Annotated in this window: 18 protein-coding genes; 4 read left to right on the top strand and 14 right to left on the bottom strand. The window is 63.3% G+C overall.

The window, feature by feature from the left end:
* Window positions 1-13 precede the first annotated feature (13 nt).
* Window positions 14-922 (top strand): phytanoyl-CoA dioxygenase family protein, encoded by a 909-nt coding sequence (locus tag ACY34H_RS01450; RefSeq protein WP_464975699.1) that lies wholly within the window; start codon window positions 14-16, stop codon window positions 920-922.
* An 18-nt stretch (window positions 923-940) separates the two neighbouring features.
* Window positions 941-1,156, top strand: a complete 216-nt coding sequence (locus ACY34H_RS01445) for a hypothetical protein (protein WP_464975698.1) — start codon at window positions 941-943, stop codon at window positions 1,154-1,156.
* Window positions 1,157-1,240: 84 nt separating this feature from the next.
* On the opposite strand, the gene ACY34H_RS01440 is transcribed toward ACY34H_RS01445, so the two are convergent.
* Both ACY34H_RS01440 and ACY34H_RS01435 read right to left on the bottom strand, forming a co-directional pair.
* Window positions 1,241-3,280 (bottom strand): 3'-5' exonuclease, encoded by a 2,040-nt coding sequence (locus ACY34H_RS01440; protein WP_464975697.1) that lies wholly within the window; start codon window positions 3,278-3,280, stop codon window positions 1,241-1,243.
* Window positions 3,281-3,398: 118 nt separating this feature from the next.
* The gene (locus ACY34H_RS01435) at window positions 3,399-4,421 is read right to left on the bottom strand and encodes an MBL fold metallo-hydrolase (RefSeq protein WP_464975696.1); all 1,023 of its coding nucleotides are present in this window, start codon (window positions 4,419-4,421) and stop codon (window positions 3,399-3,401) included.
* A 90-nt stretch (window positions 4,422-4,511) separates the two neighbouring features.
* Between ACY34H_RS01435 and ACY34H_RS01430 the strand changes: the two genes are divergently transcribed.
* Window positions 4,512-5,144, top strand: a complete 633-nt coding sequence (locus tag ACY34H_RS01430; protein WP_464975695.1) for a TetR/AcrR family transcriptional regulator — start codon at window positions 4,512-4,514, stop codon at window positions 5,142-5,144.
* Here the strand turns inward: ACY34H_RS01430 and ACY34H_RS01425 are convergent.
* Genes ACY34H_RS01425 through ACY34H_RS01415 form a run of 3 tightly spaced genes read right to left on the bottom strand, consistent with a single transcriptional unit; the run spans window position 5,135 to window position 7,899 of the window.
* Entirely contained in the window at window positions 5,135-6,463 is a 1,329-nt protein-coding gene (locus tag ACY34H_RS01425; RefSeq protein WP_464975694.1) for a DUF4214 domain-containing protein, read from the bottom strand. The genes ACY34H_RS01430 and ACY34H_RS01425 overlap by 10 nt on opposite strands.
* A 52-nt stretch (window positions 6,464-6,515) precedes the next feature.
* Window positions 6,516-7,628 (bottom strand): WD40/YVTN/BNR-like repeat-containing protein, encoded by a 1,113-nt coding sequence (locus ACY34H_RS01420; RefSeq protein WP_464975693.1) that lies wholly within the window; start codon window positions 7,626-7,628, stop codon window positions 6,516-6,518.
* Window position 7,629: 1 nt separating this feature from the next.
* Entirely contained in the window at window positions 7,630-7,899 is a 270-nt protein-coding gene (locus ACY34H_RS01415) for a MoaD/ThiS family protein (RefSeq protein ID WP_464975692.1), read from the bottom strand.
* Window positions 7,900-7,995: 96 nt separating this feature from the next.
* Here ACY34H_RS01415 and ACY34H_RS01410 point away from each other — a divergent pair, with 96 nt between their 5' ends.
* A complete protein-coding gene (locus tag ACY34H_RS01410) occupies window positions 7,996-8,310 on the top strand; it encodes a hypothetical protein (RefSeq protein WP_464975691.1) in 315 nt (104 codons plus the stop codon).
* Between the two features lie 150 nt (window positions 8,311-8,460).
* On the opposite strand, the gene ACY34H_RS01405 is transcribed toward ACY34H_RS01410, so the two are convergent.
* From ACY34H_RS01405 to ACY34H_RS01365, 9 genes are read right to left on the bottom strand one after another with little or no spacing between them, the layout of a single operon-like run.
* Window positions 8,461-8,763, bottom strand: a complete 303-nt coding sequence (locus ACY34H_RS01405; protein ID WP_464975780.1) for a 2Fe-2S iron-sulfur cluster-binding protein — start codon at window positions 8,761-8,763, stop codon at window positions 8,461-8,463.
* Complete coding sequence (locus ACY34H_RS01400) at window positions 8,763-10,211, bottom strand: lipopolysaccharide biosynthesis protein (RefSeq protein ID WP_464975690.1); 1,449 nt, start codon at window positions 10,209-10,211, stop codon at window positions 8,763-8,765. Before ACY34H_RS01400 ends, ACY34H_RS01405 begins: the two co-directional genes overlap by 1 nt.
* A 26-nt stretch (window positions 10,212-10,237) precedes the next feature.
* Window positions 10,238-11,254 (bottom strand): polysaccharide deacetylase family protein, encoded by a 1,017-nt coding sequence (locus ACY34H_RS01395; protein ID WP_464975689.1) that lies wholly within the window; start codon window positions 11,252-11,254, stop codon window positions 10,238-10,240.
* Window positions 11,241-12,575 (bottom strand): putative O-glycosylation ligase, exosortase A system-associated, encoded by a 1,335-nt coding sequence (locus ACY34H_RS01390; RefSeq protein ID WP_464975688.1) that lies wholly within the window; start codon window positions 12,573-12,575, stop codon window positions 11,241-11,243. Before ACY34H_RS01390 ends, ACY34H_RS01395 begins: the two co-directional genes overlap by 14 nt.
* Entirely contained in the window at window positions 12,572-13,978 is a 1,407-nt protein-coding gene (locus ACY34H_RS01385) for a phenylacetate--CoA ligase family protein (RefSeq protein WP_464975687.1), read from the bottom strand. Before ACY34H_RS01385 ends, ACY34H_RS01390 begins: the two co-directional genes overlap by 4 nt.
* A complete protein-coding gene (locus ACY34H_RS01380; RefSeq protein ID WP_464975686.1) occupies window positions 13,975-15,081 on the bottom strand; it encodes a glycosyltransferase family 4 protein in 1,107 nt (368 codons plus the stop codon). Before ACY34H_RS01380 ends, ACY34H_RS01385 begins: the two co-directional genes overlap by 4 nt.
* The gene (locus tag ACY34H_RS01375; protein ID WP_464975779.1) at window positions 15,078-16,304 is read right to left on the bottom strand and encodes a TIGR04063 family PEP-CTERM/XrtA system glycosyltransferase; all 1,227 of its coding nucleotides are present in this window, start codon (window positions 16,302-16,304) and stop codon (window positions 15,078-15,080) included. Before ACY34H_RS01375 ends, ACY34H_RS01380 begins: the two co-directional genes overlap by 4 nt.
* Window positions 16,305-16,344: 40 nt before the next feature.
* Entirely contained in the window at window positions 16,345-18,240 is a 1,896-nt protein-coding gene (locus ACY34H_RS01370; protein WP_464975685.1) for an XrtA/PEP-CTERM system amidotransferase, read from the bottom strand.
* Window positions 18,228-19,403, bottom strand: coding sequence for a TIGR03088 family PEP-CTERM/XrtA system glycosyltransferase (locus ACY34H_RS01365; RefSeq protein ID WP_464975684.1), 1,176 nt, complete (start codon window positions 19,401-19,403; stop codon window positions 18,228-18,230). Before ACY34H_RS01365 ends, ACY34H_RS01370 begins: the two co-directional genes overlap by 13 nt.
* Between the last annotated feature and the right edge of the window lie 4 nt (window positions 19,404-19,407).

Below are 19,407 nucleotides of genomic sequence, written 5' to 3'. Positions count from 1 at the left end.
TTCCCAGGCCTCGGTGGAGACCGATATGAGATACGCAAGACTGACGCCGGGACACGGCTTCAAGCCCGCCAACAGCTTCCTGTACTACCTTCAACGCATCATCGTTTCTCCCCCCTTGCGCGGAATGTGCGTTCGCATGTTTCGCAACTGGGTGCGGGTCCGCCACGGCATCTCGTCGCGCGTTTCGATGCCTGCACGCCTGCATTTGCTGGATCGGCTGCATGCCGAAGGCTATGCTGCGCTGGGCAATGTGCTGACTACCGGCCAGTGCGACGAGATCCACGCTTTTTTTGCCGACAAGATCCTCACAGACCGGCAGAACGATGCCTCTACCTTCACGCTGGCGCACGTGCCGCCGGCGGCGCGGTTGGCGGAATACAGCCTGCACGACATCGTGCGGTGCCCGCATATCCTGGCGCTGGCCAACGACAGCAGGCTGCTCGAACTGGCCGAGCGCTACATCGGCTGCAAGCCCACGATTTCCCAACTGGGCGTGCGCTGGTCGTTTCCTTCGCCTGGCGCGCGCTCGGACCTGCAGACATTTCACCGCGATTCCGAAGACTGGCGCTATTTCAAGGTGATCGTCTACCTGACTGACGTGGGGCCGGAGGATGGCCCGCATGTCTACGTGCGTGGCACGCACAAGACCCGCGCGCCGGTGCGGCTGAAGATACAGTCCGACGGGGAAGTCAGCCGCGAATACGGCGCAGAACGCCTGATCACTGCCGTCGGCGATCGTGGCTTCGGTTTCGCCGTGGATACCGCCGGCGTGCACAAGGGCTCTCCCCCCGTCGGCAAGCCCCGCCTGATGCTGCAGATTCAATACTCGCTGTTTCGCAGCTATGCCTACGTCTACGAACCGGAGCCGTACTCCGGCAACCTTCCCTTCGACCCCTACATCAACCGCCTGATACTGGCCTGACCAGAGACTTCGCTGCCCATGACGACGATCGAAATCAACCTGCCGCGTGATCTGGCAGAAGAAGCGGCCGAACTGGGCCTGCTGAAATCGCAGGTGGTGGCCGAGCTGCTGCGCGACGAAATCCGCCGCCGCACTTTTTCCGACCTGATGCAACACGGCGGTTATGCGGCGAACGGCGTTGCCGCACCGGATGAACCTGATCGCGCCGCTCGGCCGCGGCGCCGAAAGAGCTGACGGAAAGGTGGTGCGCGCTTCGTTCTCGCCTTGGCGGCCGCAAGCCGCCTTTTGCCTTGGCGGCCGCAAGCCGCCATTCCTGTCTCATGCCGCCGGTTCGTTGCCGGCCGAGCGCGCGGCAACGCCATGCAACAGCGAGCTCCACATTTCGCGATGGCTGTCATCGGGTTCGGCAAGGGCGAGGCTGGCCCGGGCGCGCGTCATCGCGACGTACAGGAAACGCTTCTCCTCTGCCATGTTCGGCGTGCGGGGAAACTCGCCATGCTGCAGGTAAGGCAGGATGACGTGATCCCATTCCTGGCCTTTGGCCGCCTTGACCGTGGTCAGTACGAGCTGGGCGCGGTGACGCTGCGCGTCCGTGCGCGCCGACAGCTTGCGCTGCCGATTGCACAATTCGGCCAGGAAGTCGGCGATCGACATCTTGCCGTTTTTCTCGGCAAACTGCGTGAAGCTGCGGATCGACCTGACGGCGGAATCGGCTTCGCTGCGCCGCGGCACCGCCCGGCCGACGGCAGCAGGCAAGTCCACCATCCGCTGCACCGCCTGAAGTACCGATGCCGCGGTCGGCAGGCTGGCGCTGTTCGCAGTGAGTTCCTGAATGCAGGACGCGAACATGGTTTTCCAGTTGCGGGTGAGCTGGCCATCCGTTTCCCGGTGCACGGTCACGATCCCCTCGAAGAACCAGCGCAACGCGGAAGGCTCCCCCTGCACCGATGCGATCGCTTCTTCCAGCGGCGTCTTGCGGGGTGCACGGGCCGTTGTCATGTAGTCGGTTTCGAACTGCTGCGGGTCGGCCGGCATCGAGACGAATGCAGCCAGTGCGGTGACCATTGCCCGCACCGTTGCGTCGTCCTTTTCCAGTGTTTCATAGCGTCCGCTGACGATGTGCAGCAAAGAGCGCATGAACAGGATCTCCGGACGCAGCAGGTAAGACACGACGTCTTCGCAGCGGTAAGGGATGCGGGCATCGATCAGGGCATTTTCGATGTCGATGCTCTGGTCGTCGTCGCGGGTGATCACGGCAATGTCGGACAACTGCACGCTGTGCTCGGCCTCGTGCACTTTCTTGACGTGCGCAACCACTGCCGCCGCGCAGCTGCCGGGAACAAGCGGGGCATAGCGCAGCTTGTGCTGCACTGTATGCAGTCCTTCGATCGACTCCACCTGCCGGGATGTAAGGCGCGATACGGCACGCGATACGGCCGGGCCGAAACGGCGGGTTCTGCGCAGCGGGAAAAGCACCGCATCCGGATAGGCAGCCAGGAACGTCTCCGTGGAAAAACGCAGCTCCGCGCCGCGCGCCTCATCGATGACCTGGTCCCGGTCGCCCACCACGACCAGCCTGCCGCGCCGTTTCAACAATGCGATCAGCTTGAACTCGGCGGCATTCACGTCGTGCCATTCGTCGACGAGATACAGCGCCGCGTGCCACAGATGCTCCAGCGCGTCCGGGTACAGCGCCAGCAGGCGCACGAGGTCCGGAACGAAATCGTCCTCTGTCTGCCAGGCGAACTCGCCGGGCGACGGTTCGCGCAGCCGTTCGTACTCGGCGCAGATTTCAATCAGTTGCACCGGCAGGTCATACTGCTCGCTGATCTCTTCCAGGCCGACGGAACGAAAATCGTCGTCTGCGAACTGGTGCGTCTTCAAGGCTGCTTTCAGCTGCCGCAGCACTTGCAATAGATGATCGATCCGGTCAGTGCTGTGCTCGATGCCGAAGTCGAAATCGGTGGCGATCGCCGCGCGTTCGTAGCGCTGCCAGACCTGTTCGGCAGCCTGCACGAGCTGCTCGCGCATTTCGCGCCCGGTGATCCGGGGCGGCAAGTCCAGCATGCCCATGGACTTGAGTTTGCCCAAGTGGCGCCATGCATAGTCGCCGACGGTGCTCACGGTAAGCCCGGCCGGTGCGCCCTCCTCGGCGAGCTTTTGTGCAAAACGCTTTTTGGCACCAGCCGAAAAGGCCAGGCACGCGATTGCGGCGGATGCCAGGCCACGCGCACATGCGTCTCGGGCAACCATTGCCATCGTCGTGGTCTTGCCGGAACCCGCGACGGCATCGATGCGCACCACGTTGGCCCTGGAATCGAGAATATCTGCCTGTTCGGTGCTGGGGGCGTGTGCCATGGGAGTTTCCTTGCTGTCGGTCGTAACGATAGCGACCCGCCGCACCGGTCGTGCGGCGGGTCGCCGGCGCCACTATACGTGATCGTAACCCGTTGCGGAAAACACCCGGCCCGGCGCCTTACTGCGCGGGCACGCTTTTCTGCACAGTACGCCACCACTGCTGCTGCGCGCACGGTGCCGCAATCGACAGCGCAGCGCCAATGACAGGGGTGGCCAATTGCTGGCCATGCCGGTCCGCCAGCACGGCAATGCGCTCCAGCGGTTCTTGCCAGACATGGAATGCCAGGTCGAACGTGCCGTTGTGGATAGGCAGCAGCACCTTGCCCCGCAAGTCGATATGGGCCTGCAGCGTCTGTTCGGGCTGCATGTGTACGTCCGGCCATTGCTCGTCGTAGGCGCCGGTTTCGATCATTGTCAGGTCGAATGGGCCGAAGCGGTCGCCGATCGCCTTGAAGCCACGGAAATAACCGGAATCGCCGCTGAAGAACACGCGGTGGGTGGCACTGGCGATGACCCACGAGCACCACAGCGTACTGTTGCCATCCGACAGGCCGCGCCCGGAGAAATGCTGCGCCGGGGTGCACGTGAGCTCGACGTTGCCCAGTTTGATGGAACGCCACCAGTCCAGTTGCCGTACCTTGGCAGCCGGTACGCCCCATTTGACGAGCAGGTCGCCGACGCCCAGCGGCGTGATGAAGTGCCGCGCCTTGGCCGCCAGCGCCAGCACGGCAGCCCGGTCGAGGTGATCGTAGTGATCGTGCGAAAGGATCACGCCTTCAATGTCCGGCAGGTCGCCCAGCGCAAGCGGCGGCGCGTGGAAACGGGCCGGACCGAGCCAGCTGAACGGCGAAGCGCGGCGCGCGAATACCGGGTCGGTCAGCCACAGCCCGCCTTCCAGCTTCAGCAGCACGGTCGAATGCCCGAGCCGCCACACGGTGCCATCCGGTGCCGCTTCGATGGAGGATCGTGTCATCGCCTGAACCGGCACCGGTATGGCTGGCACGGTACCCGCCGGTTTATTGAACAGCGCGCGCCACATGATTCCCAGCATCTTGCCGAACCCGCCGCGATGCATCCGCGCCGGGTTGCGGAAACGGCCGTTCTGGATCTGTGGCGAGACGTGGGCAGTAGTCGAATGCATGGGAAATTCCTCTCGTCGAAATCTACACTACACAGTGTAGTTCGAAGTGTAATGCGGGATATCGAGAAAGTAAACTGCCCGGTGTAGAATATGCACATGACTCTTGCCCGCCTCACCGACCGCAAGCGCGCTGCCATCGTGCAGGCGGCCATTGCGGAATTTCGTGCCAATGGCTTCGATGCCACGTCGATGGACCGCGTGGCGGCCACGGCTGGCGTATCGAAACGCACCGTCTATAACCACTTCCCCAGCAAGGACGACCTGTTCGCCCAGATCCTCGAAGAGTTGTGGGATTGCAGTGCCGCCGCCAATCCGGCCTCGTACAGCGCCGACCAGCCGCTGCGAACGCAACTGGTGGACTTGTTGCGGCAGAAGGTGACCCTGCTGCGCGATCCCTATTTCCTCGACCTGGCACGCGTGGCGATTGCCGAAGCAATCCATACGCCCGAGCGGGCACGGAGCATGGTGGCGAAGCTGGCGGAAAAGGAAGAAGGCGCCGCGGCGCTGCTGCGTGCCGCCCAGGCAGACGGCAGGCTGAAGGCGGGAGATCCTGCCTTCATGGCCAATGTGCTGCAGGGTCAGCTCAAGACGTTTGCATTCTGGCCGCAGGTGGCGATGGGCCAGCCAGGACTGGATGAAACCCAGGAAGCAGCCGTCGTGGAGACGGCCGTCGACATGTTCCTGTGCTACTGGGGCGTGGCAATGCCTGTGGATCAGGCGTAGGGGACGTAGTCGAAGCCGTTGCCGATCGTGCCGATCAGTGCGTCGCGGTTTTCCGGGCTTTCGCTGAAGAACGTCAGCACGGTGGCGCGGTCGCCGCCGTCGTTCAATACCTTCAGCCAGTAATCGTAACCGGCCTGTTCCGGTGGGCGGTCGAGGATATTCTGGTACAGCCGGGTCACCAGCGTGGCATTGTCGAGATTGGTGCCATAGTTCTTGGCAAACTCGGCACTGCCAAGAAAATTGGCCGCCACATTGCGCAGGTTGGCACCGTCGTCGAGCACGCTGATCCAGTAGCCCAGGCCCGGTGTATCCGGCGCACGGTTAAGAGCAGCCTGGTACAGGCGATAGGCGGTGCCCGCCGTGCCATCGATATCGAGCGCCACGTTCACATCGTCGAATACGAGGCGTTCGTTATTGCGCAGTAAGTCGCTGCCGTCCGCCCCCTCGACCGCGAAGCCCTGGTCGGTACGGCTGACGCGATATCCGGCACGGTTCGCGAGATAGGTCACGTGGTCCAGGCCGGCTCCGCCATCGAGCGTATCGTTCCCTTCCAGGCCGGCCAGCACGTCCATGCCGGCGCCGCCGCTCAGTTGATCGGCCGAGGCGGTGCCAAGCACCATGCGCCCCTGGGCATCGATGCCGAAGTCACCGCCGATGCCGTCGCCGCCATACAGCCAGGCGAGCGCCGCCAGGTCGAACGCGCGGTATTCAGCATATGCCTGGCCGGACGATTCATACGACATCAGGGTATTCGATGTTTTGTCGAGGCTGTCCGGCAGCTGGATCGCATCCTCGAACGGATGCTTCAGGCCGACCATGTGGCCCAGCTCATGCAACAGCGTTTCATAACCTTCCGAACCGCGGTTGAGGGTGCTGTTGTAATCGGCGAACTCGGCGTTATCGAGGTACACCACACCGTCGATCTCGTAGCGCGTCACCAAGCCGGCATTGTCTTCCCAATAGCCGTAGCGCCAGTTGAACGAGCCCACGACGCGCTCGGTGGTGATACTCGCGTTGGCGAAGTGCACCTCAGCTTCGACAGCATTCGTCTCCATGAACCGGATGCCGGTGAGCTCGGACAGATATGCCAATGCACCGCGGGTGGCATTCTGCTGGAGCGCGGTGAAAACGCTGGCGGTGCCGGCAGCGACATTGTCGCTCTGTGGCAGTGTGTAGCCATTCAACGAAAAACTGTAACGGATGGTGTTGTCCGGGATGTTAGTGACTTGCGACCAGTTCAATCCGTCCCGGTCGAGCAGCGCATCGATGTGGACGGCGCCGGATAGCGGGACATTGCGAATTTCGGATAACGTTGGCACAAGCTCTCCCCTGTATTTTGCAAATTTGACAAGTATTCCAAAACACCGCCTGTCAGTCAACTCCGCCGTTACCAGGGCTTGCGGCAAAGCGCGTGGCATAGATGGGTGGCAGATGGGCGGACACGGTCTGCCACGTAGTGCCCGCATTCTCGGACACCCAGAGGCTTCCTGTGGTCGACCCCATCAACAACGTTGCGCCATCGTTTGTCACGGCCAATCCGTGCCGGTAGACCAGATCGTAGCAATGCAATTGCGGCAGCCCGTCGCGCTGCGTGTCGAACGTGGCGCCACCGTCGCGCGTACGGTTGACGGCCAGCGCAGCGTTGACGGGCACTCGCTGCTGGTCGGCAATGGCGGGCACGAACCACGCTGTGCCCCCATCGGCGGGATGTGCCGCAACGGCGAAGCCGAACGAGGAAGTCGGGGCTTCCACTTCGTCCCAGCGCCCGCCGTTGTCCACAGAGCGCCAGATGCCGCTATGGTGCTGGCACCACAGCACGTCCGGCATGCCGGCACAGCGGACGATGCGGTGCGGATCCTGCGCCGCGCCATCGTGGATCAGTTCCGGCGGCATATAGCGTGCCGCCATGCCTTGCGTACGGAGCGCCCACGTATCGCCGCCGTCGTTGGTCAGCCACGCGCCGCCACACGAGACGCCGACCAGCACGCTGTTGCTGTCGCGTGGATCGACGCAGATGCTGTGGATGCCCGGCGTATCGTAGCCGCCGCCAAACCACTCCGGGCGCCCGGGAACGTTCCACAACGATTCGACCAGTTGCCAGCTGGTGCCACGGTCGGCGGAGCGGAACAAGCCGCCTGGCAGGGTGCCGGCCCACAGCACGCCGGGCTGGTCGAGACCGCCCGCTTCCAGTGACCAGATCTGTTTCAGCGTCCAGTCGGTCTTGTCGTCGTTGCCGTCCGGCTTGGGCGGGTAGACCGGCACGGTGACCTCCGTCCATGCGGTGCTGCCGGCGTCGCGCCGGTGCAGCTTGGCCCCGAAGTGGCCCAGGTTCAGGGCTGCATAGGTGGTGCCGTCGCGCCCGTCGTGCAGTACGATCGATACCGGGTCGCCGGGAAAGTGCGGCGTGGACAATCGCCATGCGCCCTCCTCCCTTGTGAGTTCGAACAGTCCCTTGCGGGTAGCGATGAATGCTTGCGCCGTCATGTCAACCTCCGGAAAGTGCCTGCAGGATGTGGATGGTGGAATCGGGGCGGAGGGGATCGTCCAGCATGGCACGGTCGCGGCAGCGCCGGCCATCGATGAAAGCGACCACGTTGGCGCGCAGGCGCCCCTGGTCGTCCAGCACATAGGCTCCCAGGCGCGGCTCGGCGGCGGCTACTTCGTCGAGCGCGGCGCGTAACGTCGCTGCGTGGGTAACCAACTGCGGCACGGACATGAAGCGCGCCAGTTGTTGTGTGAAGATGATGAGCGCCAAGGGAATCGCCTCCGGTGCAACGATTCTAGCGCGGTTGCCGGACGCGTTGGCCTACAATGAATGCGTGACGGACGGAAAGCAACACGGGAGCTGCCAATGTCGATTACCCAGCAGGAACTGGAAACCCTGATGCAGGAAGTGGAGCACGAAGACCCGATCGATTTCGCCGACCTGCCATTCGACGAAAAAGACTTGCGCGGCATCGTTGCCAGCCACTTGTGCGAGATGGCAGGAAAGATGGAGTCGTTCAGCGATGCGGATCGCCAGATGACGCTGCTGGCCGTTTCCGCCAAGCTGGTGCTGGAAAACCTGGTGCTGCATGTGCAATTGCTGCGGCGCCATGGCCAGCCACTGAACGAGCAGGCCGAGGCGCTGCTGGCCCGGCTGCGCAACGGCGGCGACGCGGGCTGAGCTAATTGCATCATGCCTGCGGCGCGGCGGGAAACTCCGAGCACCGTGTCAGCCGTCAGTGGCGCTCAATCGCGTATTCAAGCGCCACAACGGGCGTGGGACCGGGCGAATACTGGCGGTGCGCCGGCAATGCGCGCTTGCCGCCAACTCCTAGGGCTGGGACGGCGACAGCCTGCGTGCAGCCGGAACCACCAGCGTGATGTCGCCTTCCGCCACCGCGACGCAGGGCAGAACGTCATGCGCCAGGCGCTCGTCGAACGACAGGCCCGGCCACTCGACGAGGTAGCGCACGGGACCGCCGTCGCTACCACACAGGCAGGTACGGCAGGTGCCGTTTCTGCATGAGCTGGGCAGCCTGATACCGGCACGCTCGGCGGCGTGCAGCAAGGTCTCGCCCTCTTCCGCATCGAATGCGAATTCCTTCGGCAGGATACGGATGCGGCAAGTTCCCATCACGCCACCTGCCGCTTCCGGCGCAGCATGCCCCAGACTTCGACAACGGCGGTGCGGTTGAGCAGGCAGCTGGCGGCAATGTAGCCGGCAGCGCCTGCAGCGATCTGGATCGCCAATGCAATGCGGCGGTCGGCCACTTGGTCCAGCATGCCGTGGATTGCTGTTACGGCCGCGCACATGACGGCGCCGGACAGCATTGCCGGCAGCATGCGCAACGCCACTTCGCCCATCGTCAACCCGATCACACCCAGCATGCGATGCATATTGATCAGCAGGACGACCGGATATACCAGCGCCCAGGCCATGGCCACGCCAAAGATGCCCCAGTGCGTGCCTGCATAGAAGGCGATCGGCATCAGCGTACAGGCGACGATGCCATTCTGCAGCGCGATACCGGGCCGGCCGACCGCGTCGGTAATCGCCGGCAGGAACTGTACCACCGTGCGGAACGGCATGATCAACGCCAGTACCCGCAGTGGCAGGATCGCGTCTTCCCAATGCTTGCCGAGGAATACCAGCACGATGTCGCTGGCGGTTGCCGCCATGCCCCACAGGATCGGAAACGCGAGCAGCGATACCAGCTCGAACGCCTTCAGCAGCTGCCGGCCGATCGCGGCACGATCGTTCTGGTACCGTGCAAGTGCGGGAAATGCGACCTGGTTCAGGATGCCGGAAACCCGTTGCACCGGCAGGCTGGCCAGGTGCAGCGCAACGGAGTACACGCCGAGGATCTCGCCACCCAGCGTGCGGCCGATGATGACGGTATCGGCCTGTGTAAAGAAGAACCAGAGGAAACGCGACGCCGATACCTTGCCGCCAAAGGTGAGCAGCGCACGCATGCCATGCCACGAGAACAGCGGCAGGTGCGGAAAAGGCGCAACGATGTTGACCGCTACAGTGCGGTACAGCGCGGCGACGATGATGCCCAGTGCCAGCGACCACACACCCATGCCCCACCACGCCAGCGCCAGCGTGACGAAGGCGGTAAGCACGGATTGCGACAGGTCCAGCAGCGAGCGGGCGCGGAAATTCAGGCCACGCTGCAGAAGCACTTCGGATACCAGGCCGAACGGCGCCAGAACGAATTGCAGGGACATCAGCCGGATCAGGTTGGCCAGGTTTGGTTCTGCGAAGAAGCGCTCGGCAAGTGGCGCGCATGCGACCAGCAGCAGCACTACGACGAAATTGACGAGCGTGAACAGGCCATACGCCTGGCGCAGCTTTTGGGTGGACACTTCCTTGGCCTGCACCAGGGCCGGCGCCAGGCCCATCTCGACGAACATCGCACACCACGCGAGGAACACCGATGCCATCGCCATCAGGCCATAATCGGCCGGCACCAGCATTCGCATCACGATGATCGTGATGACCCAGCTGATGATCTGGCTGGCAAATTTCGCGCCGGCGACCCATTTGAGTCCGTGCAGGACGTCCTTCTTCAATGACATGCGACGATGTTCCCCGTTATTGCTTCTTATGCCAGCCGTGCGCTCGTGGCCAGGTTGCGTGCCATGCGCAGGACGAAGCGCAGCCGGCTCCTGTCCCATGGTGTAAAGCGGGGCAGCTGGAACTGGTCCGGCCGGCCGCGGCTCGCGCCCCACGACGTCGACACGGCGCCTTCGAACCGCAGTTCGCGTGCCATCGCGACATGGCGCGCTTCGTAATCCTCGCCCGGCTTGCCGTTGGGGTAAGCGAACAGCGGCACGCTGGTACCGATCATGTCTTCCAGCGCCAGCTTGCCTTGCGCGATTTCTTCGCGTGCGTCCTGATCGGACAGGCGCGCCAGGATGGGATGATTGACAGTGTGTGCTCCGATGCCCATGCCGGCGGCGTGCAGCTTGCGCACCTGGGCGGTGGTCATCATCAGATCCGCCGGCAGCGCCACTCCGGCCAGCGCCACCAGCCGGTCGACCAGCTGCTGGCGCTCTTCCATCGGCAAGTATTTCAATTGCCCAATCAACGCCGGGATGGCATCCCGGCGGTCGGCCAGCGTGTGGAGGGGATGAGTACCGAGACCCAGTGGCGTGGCGTCAAACATCCCGTCCGGTGCACGCCGCACCAGTTCGTACACGCTGTCGTTCCACATCCGTCCGCCATTCAGGAAGCCCGTGGCAACGAAGAAGGTGGCGTGCAGGCCGTGCCGCTGCAGGATCGGCAGCGCTACCTCGGCATTATCGGCGTAGCCGTCATCGAACGTGATCGCCGCAGCCCGCGGCGGCAGAGTGCCATCTTTCGAGCGCCGTACCGCTTCCAGCAGCGGCAGCACGTTGAAGTGTGATTTCAGCATGCCGATCTGGCTGGAAAATTCAGCGGCATCGACTTCGCTGGGAAACAGCGGATCCTTTTGTGGCAGCACGCGGTGATAGATCAGGATCGACAGGCCATGCCGGCCGCCCGGCGACAGCAGCGACAACAGGCTTTTTTCGAGCAGCGGTGCAGTGCTGGAATGCGCGGCGATGGCCGGGGTCGTACCGACTTCAGGCTGTTTCATGGCGAAGCTCTTCTTCTGGGGCTGTTTCATCCGGCGGATCGGGTTCGGGCGCGAGGGGGTTAACAAGCGGTTTCGGCGCCAGCACCTTCCGCTCGCGCTCGACGATCAGATGCGTTGCGACCATGGCAGCCATCAAGTAATACGGCACGTCGAAATAAGTAAGGCTGAGGAAGGCGCCACCAACCGCGAAGCCCAGCAGGCTGACCTGGACCATGCGCGCCAGGTTGCCGGCCCAGGCCAGTTCGGTGAAAGGAGCGGAACGGCTGATGATGCGCGAACCGGTCAGCCAGGTAAGAATGCCAAGCGCGAGGTAAATCGTGAATCCGCCCCAGCCATGCTCGCCCAGCACCTGGAAATAAATACTGTGTGCGGCATGAACATCCTCGGGGATCGGCGCATACATCTGGAACACGTAGGAATCATAGATTTCGAAGCCTCCGCCCAGCGGCCGGTCGTTGGCCAGGTGAAAAGCCATCCACCAGGCGTTGATGCGCCCCATCGCCGACATATCCTGCTCATATTCATCGATCGTATCGATGCGGGCATGCCACTGCTCGGGCATGAACACCATCGCGACCGGTACGCAAAGGATCAGCAGCGTACCAAGCATTGCCTTGTTGCGGCTCTTCAGCCACAGGAATGCCAGCATCCCCACCATCGCGATCGCCGCGCCGCGCGAGTACGAAGCGATCGACGCCAGCGCGCACAATAACATCGACACGAGCATCGCCCGCTTCGCCCACTTGTGGGTCATCTGGGTGTACAGATACAGCATCAGCGGGACCGTCATCACGAGCGCCAGCGCGATCTCGTTGTTACCGTCGATGAAGGTGCCGATCGGTCCCCATACGCGGTACTGCCCGCCGCTGCGCAATGTGAAAATCCCCCCCTTGACGCCGTAGAAGCCGATGGAGACCACCACGGTCCAGATCAGCCACTCGACATGCTTGCGTTTGCGCAGCAGCATCATGACGACGATGGTCATGCCCATGATCTTCAGCACCTTGATCAGTTGCGGCATGATCTGGTCCGGATGAATCGCGAACGCGGCTGTCAGGCACATGTAGGCAATGAAGACCAGGAACGTGACGGTGACCGGAGTCATCGGATAGCGGTATTTGCGGTGCGCGTTGGTCGCCATCGCAGCCACGGTCGTCACCGCGATGATGGCGGCGAATGGAAACTCGCGTGCGAAGCCCCACCCTTGGGTATGCGGGTTCATCACGCTGATCCAGATCCACATCACCATGCCGAACGAGGGACGCTTGAAGATATACGGCAGCGACCCGAACACCAGCAGCATGATGACGACGTCCCTCATGCGGCAACGCTCCCGGCGACCACCTTGCTGACGACGTAGCGGAACTTGCCGGATTTTTCCGCGGCGATTTCGGCAACCGGCTCGACCTCGACGGCGACGCCGGTGCCGAGCCGAGCCTTGAAGCCGCGCTCGATCTGGCGTTGCAGCTTGCCGAACGCCTGGGCATCGAGCGGCGTTGCGAGGACGACCTGCACACGCGTCAGATCCAGGCTTTCCTGCGTGATCTTGAACGCCTGGACTTGCGGCAGATCGCGCAAGATGTATACCAGGGCGAGTCCGTGCATTACGGTACCGTCCCGTGCGACGAGAAAATCGGTGCTGCGGCCCTGGATTTCCTGCAGCAGCGGCAGGCCGCGTCCGCAGCCGCACTGCTGCGTGCCCAGCACGCCGATATCGCCGGTGCGGTAACGGATGAACGGGAAGTCGCCGGTGGCCAGGTGTGTGACGACGATTTCGCCGGCCTGTCCGCGGGGTACCGGCTTGCCGTCGACGCCGAGGATCTCGACGACGATATCCTCGGCAGTGATGTGCATGCCGCCTTCCGGGCACTGGTGGGCAATGAAGCCAGCGTCGCGCCCGCCGTAGCCGTTGGCGACCGGGCAGCCAAAGGTGCTGGAGATTTGCGCGCGCTGCTCATCGTACAGGCGCTCGGAAGTGACGAAGGCAACCCGAATGCCCAGATCGTCCATGCGCTGGCCCCTGGCACAGGCATGGCGCGCGATGTGCGACAGCGCCGATGGATAACCGAACAGCATGCGTGGCTTGTGGGCCCGGATACGTGCCACAAAACCGTCGAGCTTGGCCGCCGACATTTCGAATGCCGGCAGCAGATGCGTACGCAGCAGCAGATCGCGCAGTGCGCGCACGCGGTCCTGCGCGCCCAGTTCTATCGGCGAGCCCCACACCACGATTTCCGGGTCACCGATATCGACGTTCCACCAGCGCGTGGCACGCCATTTCGCGGCCACGTCATGGCTGACGCGTTCCTTGCCGATGTAAAAGATCAGTGGCTCGCCGCTGGAACCTCCGGTATTGAACCGGGCCAGGCCCACCGCATCGTCGGCCTTCAAGCTGTCGACATTGGTCCTGATGACAGTCTTGTCCATCAACGGCAGCCGGGCCAGGTCGTCCAGGCTGCGCACGTCAGTTACCGGATCGAAGCCGATCTGTGCAAACAGGTCGCGGAAATACGGCACCGTGGTGCCGGCACGCGCCAGCAAGCGGCGCAGGCGCTGCAACTGCAGTTCGCGCAGCCGTTCTTCCGGCCAATACTGTGATTCCTCGAGTTGCTTGCGTACCGCTACGCTGCGGTGCTGCTTGACACGCTCGTGCAATGGAAAGATCAGGTTCGTGACAAGCGCCGTGTACGGCGCGGGACGATAGCGCGCATTCTGCATGGTCATGGCTGGCTCACCGCGGTGGTGCTGGCACGCGAGGCCAGCACATGTTGATAGACCGCGAGAAGGCGCGGACGCACGCTCGCCCACGTGTATAGCTGCACCTGCCGCAGGCCCGCTTCGCGCAGCGACGCCGCCAGCGCGGGCTCGGCTGCCAGCCGCAGAATCGCAGCAGCCATTGCCTTGGGCGCTTGCGGCGGCACCAGCAACGCCGTGCGGCCATCTTCGACGAGATACGGTACGCCGCCCACATTCGTGCTGACCACCGGCACGCCGCAGGCCAGCGATTCGAGCACGGAATTGGGCATGTTGTCGACCAGGCTGGGATTGAGCATCACGTCCGCATTGCGATACAGCGCTGCCATGGCCGCGTTGTCGACGCGGCCAGTGAACGTGACAGCTTGCGCGATGCCCAGTTCCGCCGCCAGCTGTTCCAGTTCCATGCGCAGCGGGCCGGAACCGGCAATGACCAGCGTGGCATCCGGATGGCGTTCGCGCACCAGGACGAGAGCGCGCAGCGCGGACGCGTTGTCATAGATCGGTTCCAGGTTGCGGGCGACGAGCAGACGCAGACTGGTACCGCTTTGCGGTTCGCGAACCGATGAGAAGCGCTCCAGATTGACGATATTCGGCACCACTTGCGTCGAAAGACCGTATTTGCCGAACACGGTTTCCAGGAAACCGGACGGCACGATGACGGCGTCCGCGCGCTCCAGGCTCGGAGCGACCCAACGCCGTGCGCGGGCCAGGAAATCATCGGCTTCGCCACCCCGGTAATTGACGACGACGGGTCTGCCGCGCAGGCGGGCGATCCAGATCGCCGGCGCGGCAAACAAATGCCACGACCAGCCAGAATTGGCCATCACATGAAATACCTGCACGTTGCCGGCAGTGCGCCACAGGCAAGCCAAGTAGGGCAGCAGCCGTGCGATTGCGCGCAATCCTTTGATGCGGCCAACCCATGCCGGCCTGTAAGGCTCATTGACCTGCACGGTCGAGACTTCGATCCCTTCGCCGCGCAATAACGCGGCGAGCTGCAAGGTCTGGTTCGCCATGCCGCCGGAAGGCGGCGGCAACGGTCCGACGAGACCGATCGACAGTATCGTCATTTGCGCTCCCCCGCCACCAGGTTGCCATACACCTTCCGGTAACGTGCCACGCTGGCAGCCCAATTGCGTTCGTTCTCGACGAAGCGCCGCCCCTGTTCCCTCAACTGTGGCCACTGTTCCGGCGCCGCCAGCAAGGCCAGTACCCGCTTCGCCAGCGCAGTCGCGTCGCCGGCCATGAACAGCACGCCGGTGCGGCCATCCTCGATCAGTTCGCGATGCCCTCCCACGTCCGATGCGGCCACCAGCCGGCCTTGCGCCATCGCTTCCAGCGGCTTCAGGGGAGTCACGAGATCCGTCAGCCGCATCTTCAGGCGCGGATAGCACAGGACGTCCACCAGGTTGTAATAGCGCTGCACTTCCTGGTGCGGTACCCTGCCCGTGAAGATCACCTGCTTTCCGATGCCGAGTGCCTGGGCTTGCGCCCGCAGCGCGGCATCCTGGGGGCCACCACCGACCAGCAGCACGCGCAGGTCCGGCCGCTGCGCCAGCATCGCCGGCACGGCATCGAGCAGCACGTTCAAGCCTTCATATGCATAGAACGAGCCGATAAAGCCCAGCACGTTTTTTTCTTGCAGGCCCAGCTCGCTGGCGAGCGCCTCGTCGCGCGCGCCTCCCACCGAAAAATCGCCGATATCGACCGCGTTGGGGATTACTTCGATCTTTTGCGCGGGAATTCCGCGGCCGACGATCTCGTTGCGCAACCCCTCGCAGATCGTGGTGGCGGCATCGACACGTTTCAATGCCCATGTCTCCATTGCTCGCGTAAGGCGGTAGCGCATGCCCCATTCCTTGCTTGTGCCATGGTCGACAGCAGCATCTTCCCAGAAAGCGCGGATTTCATACACGACCGGGATACCCAGTTTGCGCCCCACGCGCAGTGCGGCGACCGCGTTCAGTGCCGGCGAGTGCGCGTGGAGGATGTCCGGCTTCACGTCCAGTGCCACTTGCAGCAACCGGGCGGCCAGCCGGTCGATCACGGCCAGCTGGTTCAGCATGGGCATGCGCGACAGCATGCCTTGGGCGGGCTCGGTGCGGAAGAAGCGCAGGCCGTCCACGGTTTCGTGCGTGTCGCCACTGCTGCCATTCGCCGCTGCATGTTTTGGGCTGGTGATATGGTGCGTGTCCCACCCGAGCGCACGCTGCTGCTGGAGGATCGAGCGGGTGCGGAACGTATAACCGCTGTGCAGCGGAATCGAATGATCCAGCACATGCAGGATCCTCAACGGCCGCGCGGTGATACTGGCAATGTCGGAAGTGCCCATGTTATGCCTGCATTTCTTTTTTCAGGAAGGCTTCGAACATCAACAGCGTCCAGATCGGCGCGCTGTAGTCGCGACGGCCGGACTGATGATGTTCCACCATTTCAGCCAGGAAGGCGGCATTGAACATCCCGGTAGCGGCCAGGTTCGGGCCCAGCAGCGACGTGCGTACGCGTTCGCGCAGCGGGCCCCGGAACCAGGCGGCCAGCGGCACCGCAAAGCCCTGCTTGCGCCGGTACAGGATATCGTGTGGCAAGTACTTTTCCATGCTTTTCTTGAAGATGTACTTTCCTTCGCTGCCTTTCAGCTTCATTTCCGAGGGCAGGCCGGATATCCACTCGACCAATTGATGATCCAGCAGCGGTACGCGAACCTCGAGCGCGTGAGCCATGCTGGCACGGTCCACTTTCGTCAGGATATCGCCTGGCAAGTAGGTCTTCATGTCCAGGTACTGGATCAGCGACAGCGGATCGTCCGTCGGCGAATGCTGCGCGTGGCCACGCATCACATCGATCGCACGGTAACCCTGCAGGCTCGTGCGGAACGTGTCGGAAAACAGCTGGGCGCGCATTGCGTCGGTCATGATCGACACACCGTGGAAATAACCTTCCACCAGGTCGCGCGACAGCGATTCGAACGTGCTCTTGGCGCGGAATACGCGAGGTGCCCAATCTGCCTTTGGATAGTAGCGGCCCAGCGTACCGAACAGCGGCCGGCGCAATGCTGACGGAATCCGTCCCCTGACCCGTTCTTCCGCCATCGTGTAGCGGTAGCGGCGATAACCGGCCAGGTTTTCGTCGCCACCGTCGCCGGACAGTGCCACCGTCACGCGCTGGCGCGCCAGTTGGCACACGCGGTAGGTGGGGATCGCCGAACTGTCGGCATATGGCTCATCGTACAGGTCCGACAGGGTGTCGAGCAGGCCGAAATCGTCGGTATCGACCGTTTGAACATGGTGATCGGTCCGGTACTGCTGCGCTACTTGCGCGGCATACGCGGATTCATCGAAAGCGCGGTCACGAAAGCCGATCGAGCAGGTATTGACGGGTGCATTGTTGAGGCCCGCCATCATCGCCACCACGGCGCTGGAATCGACGCCGCCCGACAGGAATGCGCCCAATGGCACCTCGGCTACCAATTGGCTGCGCACGGAATCGCGCAACCGTTCGACCAGCTCGCCCTGTGCATCGCTTTCCGTCATGGCGTGGTGCAGTTTGAATGGCACGTCCCACCAGCGCTGCGCCGCGGCCAGTGGCGCGCCTACCTTCTGCACCAGCCGGAAACCCGGCGACAGCTTGAAAGCGCCCTGGTAGATCGTCTTCGGCTCTGGCACGTAGCCGTAGGCGAAATAATCCTCGACGGCGCGCGGGTCAATCTCGCGCGGCAGGCCGGGAAGCGAACGCAGGGCTTTCAATTCGGAGCTGAAGGCAAACAACCCGTCGGGCAGCATCGTATAGAACATCGGCTTGACACCCATGTGATCGCGCGCCAGGAACATCAACTGCTGGTTGCGGTCCCACAGGCCGAAAGCGAACATGCCGCGGAAGCGTTCGACGCAGGCCTCGCCCCACTCTTCCCACGCGTGCACGATCACCTCGGTGTCGCTCTTCGTCCTGAAAACGTGGCCCAGTGCCTTCAGCTCGGCCGTCAACTCGCGATAATTGTAGATCTCGCCGTTGTAGCAGACCATCACGCTGCCATCTTCATTGCCGAGTGGCTGCTGGCCCAGCGACAGGTCGATGACGGACAGCCGGCGGTGGCCGAAGCCGACTCCAGGTTCGCGATAGATATCGCCTTCGTCGGGCCCCCGGTGGAACTGGGTGTCGTTCATCCGCCGGAGCAAGGCCTCGTCGATGTCGCGCCGGCCGCGCGTATCCATTATTCCTACTATTCCGCACATGATGTCACCGCCCCTCTGGTCTTGATCTTTCGTTCGCACAGGCTGTCGTACATGCCCTGATAGGCTGCGACCATTGCCGTCATGCTGTATTTTCGGAGCACCCGTTCGCGGCCGGCAGCGCCGTGCCGCGATGCCATGTCAGGCGACGTGGCGTATCGATCGAGTGCTGCCGCCATCGCGTCGGGATCGGACGGCGGTACGAGGATACCCGTGACGCCATCGTCCACCACTTCGGGAATGCCCCCAACATGCGTGCCGACCACCGGCAAACCGCTTGCCATTGCTTCGAGTGCGGAACCGGGCGTTCCCTCGGCGATCGAGGACATGGCGAATACGTTCAGGCTGCGCAGGATCTGCGCAACGTCGGTACGAGCACCCGGCAGCCAGACTGCATCCTGCAATCCTAGAGCGGCGCTCATGGCGCGCATCGGTTCCAGCAGCGGCCCATCGCCGATGATCGCCAGCCGCAGTGGCAGCTCTGGCCGCTGCTTGCGCAGCAGCGCAAAGGCATGGAGCAAGCTGGCATGGTCCTTCACGGCTTGCACGCGGCCGACGGTGCCGACGACGAGATGCATCGGGTCGAACGGCCAGCCTTCCGGCGGCACTGGTCCAGCGGGTGTGCGGGGATGGAAACGCTCGGCATCGATGCCGTTCGCAAGCATCCGGCTCTTGTGCGGAGGAACGCGGATCACCGCGCGGTTCCAGTTTTCCATTGCTGCCGAATTCGCATAGCAGCAGTCGTAGAACGGCACCATCAGGCGGCGCAGTGCGTTGCGCTTGCGATTGGTGCCGTGTGGATCGTCGTGGTCCCGGCCGTGGGCACCATTAATGCGTACCGGAACGTTGGCAAGCAACGCGGCCGGGCCATATTCGACGGCGGACAGGTTGTACGAATGCAGAACCGCCGGGCGCAGTTCACGCAGCAGCCGCCATAGAGCCACATGCGTTCCGGGGGATTGACCAGGCTGCTTGTACAGCGCGTGGATCGGCACGTCGGCACGGGTAATTTTGCTGGCGAAAGCAGGGTTGAAATCGGTCAGGCACACGACCGCGTGCCGATAGGCATTGACTGGCATTCGGTTGATCCGCTCGACCAGCAGCGTTTCCAGCCCGCCGAAGTCGAGCCGGTAGATCAGATGGACGATGAGCGGTGCGTCGTTCATGGCT

Source organism: Pseudoduganella sp. jia 9 (assembly GCF_055502615.1).
The sequence above is the reverse complement of the archived record's forward strand: the minus strand, read 5'-3'. Positions and strand labels throughout refer to the sequence as shown.

Bases quoted from the DNA above. Each gene is read 5' to 3' on its own strand.
- ACY34H_RS01380 (WP_464975686.1), bottom strand. From the start codon at position 15,081: ATGACGATACTGTCGATCGGTCTCGTCGGACCGTTGCCGCCGCCTTCC.
- ACY34H_RS01390 (WP_464975688.1), bottom strand. From the start codon at position 12,575: ATGAGGGACGTCGTCATCATGCTGCTGGTGTTCGGGTCGCTGCCGTAT.
- ACY34H_RS01435 (WP_464975696.1), bottom strand. From the start codon at position 4,421: ATGCATTCGACTACTGCCCACGTCTCGCCACAGATCCAGAACGGCCGT.
- ACY34H_RS01365 (WP_464975684.1), bottom strand. From the start codon at position 19,403: ATGAACGACGCACCGCTCATCGTCCATCTGATCTACCGGCTCGACTTC.
- ACY34H_RS01400 (WP_464975690.1), bottom strand. From the start codon at position 10,211: ATGTCATTGAAGAAGGACGTCCTGCACGGACTCAAATGGGTCGCCGGC.
- ACY34H_RS01370 (WP_464975685.1), bottom strand. From the start codon at position 18,240: ATGTGCGGAATAGTAGGAATAATGGATACGCGCGGCCGGCGCGACATC.
- ACY34H_RS01410 (WP_464975691.1), top strand. From the start codon at position 7,996: ATGTCGATTACCCAGCAGGAACTGGAAACCCTGATGCAGGAAGTGGAG.
- ACY34H_RS01405 (WP_464975780.1), bottom strand. From the start codon at position 8,763: ATGGGAACTTGCCGCATCCGTATCCTGCCGAAGGAATTCGCATTCGAT.
- ACY34H_RS01385 (WP_464975687.1), bottom strand. From the start codon at position 13,978: ATGACCATGCAGAATGCGCGCTATCGTCCCGCGCCGTACACGGCGCTT.
- ACY34H_RS01395 (WP_464975689.1), bottom strand. From the start codon at position 11,254: ATGAAACAGCCTGAAGTCGGTACGACCCCGGCCATCGCCGCGCATTCC.
- ACY34H_RS01440 (WP_464975697.1), bottom strand. From the start codon at position 3,280: ATGGCACACGCCCCCAGCACCGAACAGGCAGATATTCTCGATTCCAGG.
- ACY34H_RS01430 (WP_464975695.1), top strand. From the start codon at position 4,512: ATGCACATGACTCTTGCCCGCCTCACCGACCGCAAGCGCGCTGCCATC.
- ACY34H_RS01420 (WP_464975693.1), bottom strand. From the start codon at position 7,628: ATGACGGCGCAAGCATTCATCGCTACCCGCAAGGGACTGTTCGAACTC.
- ACY34H_RS01445 (WP_464975698.1), top strand. From the start codon at position 941: ATGACGACGATCGAAATCAACCTGCCGCGTGATCTGGCAGAAGAAGCG.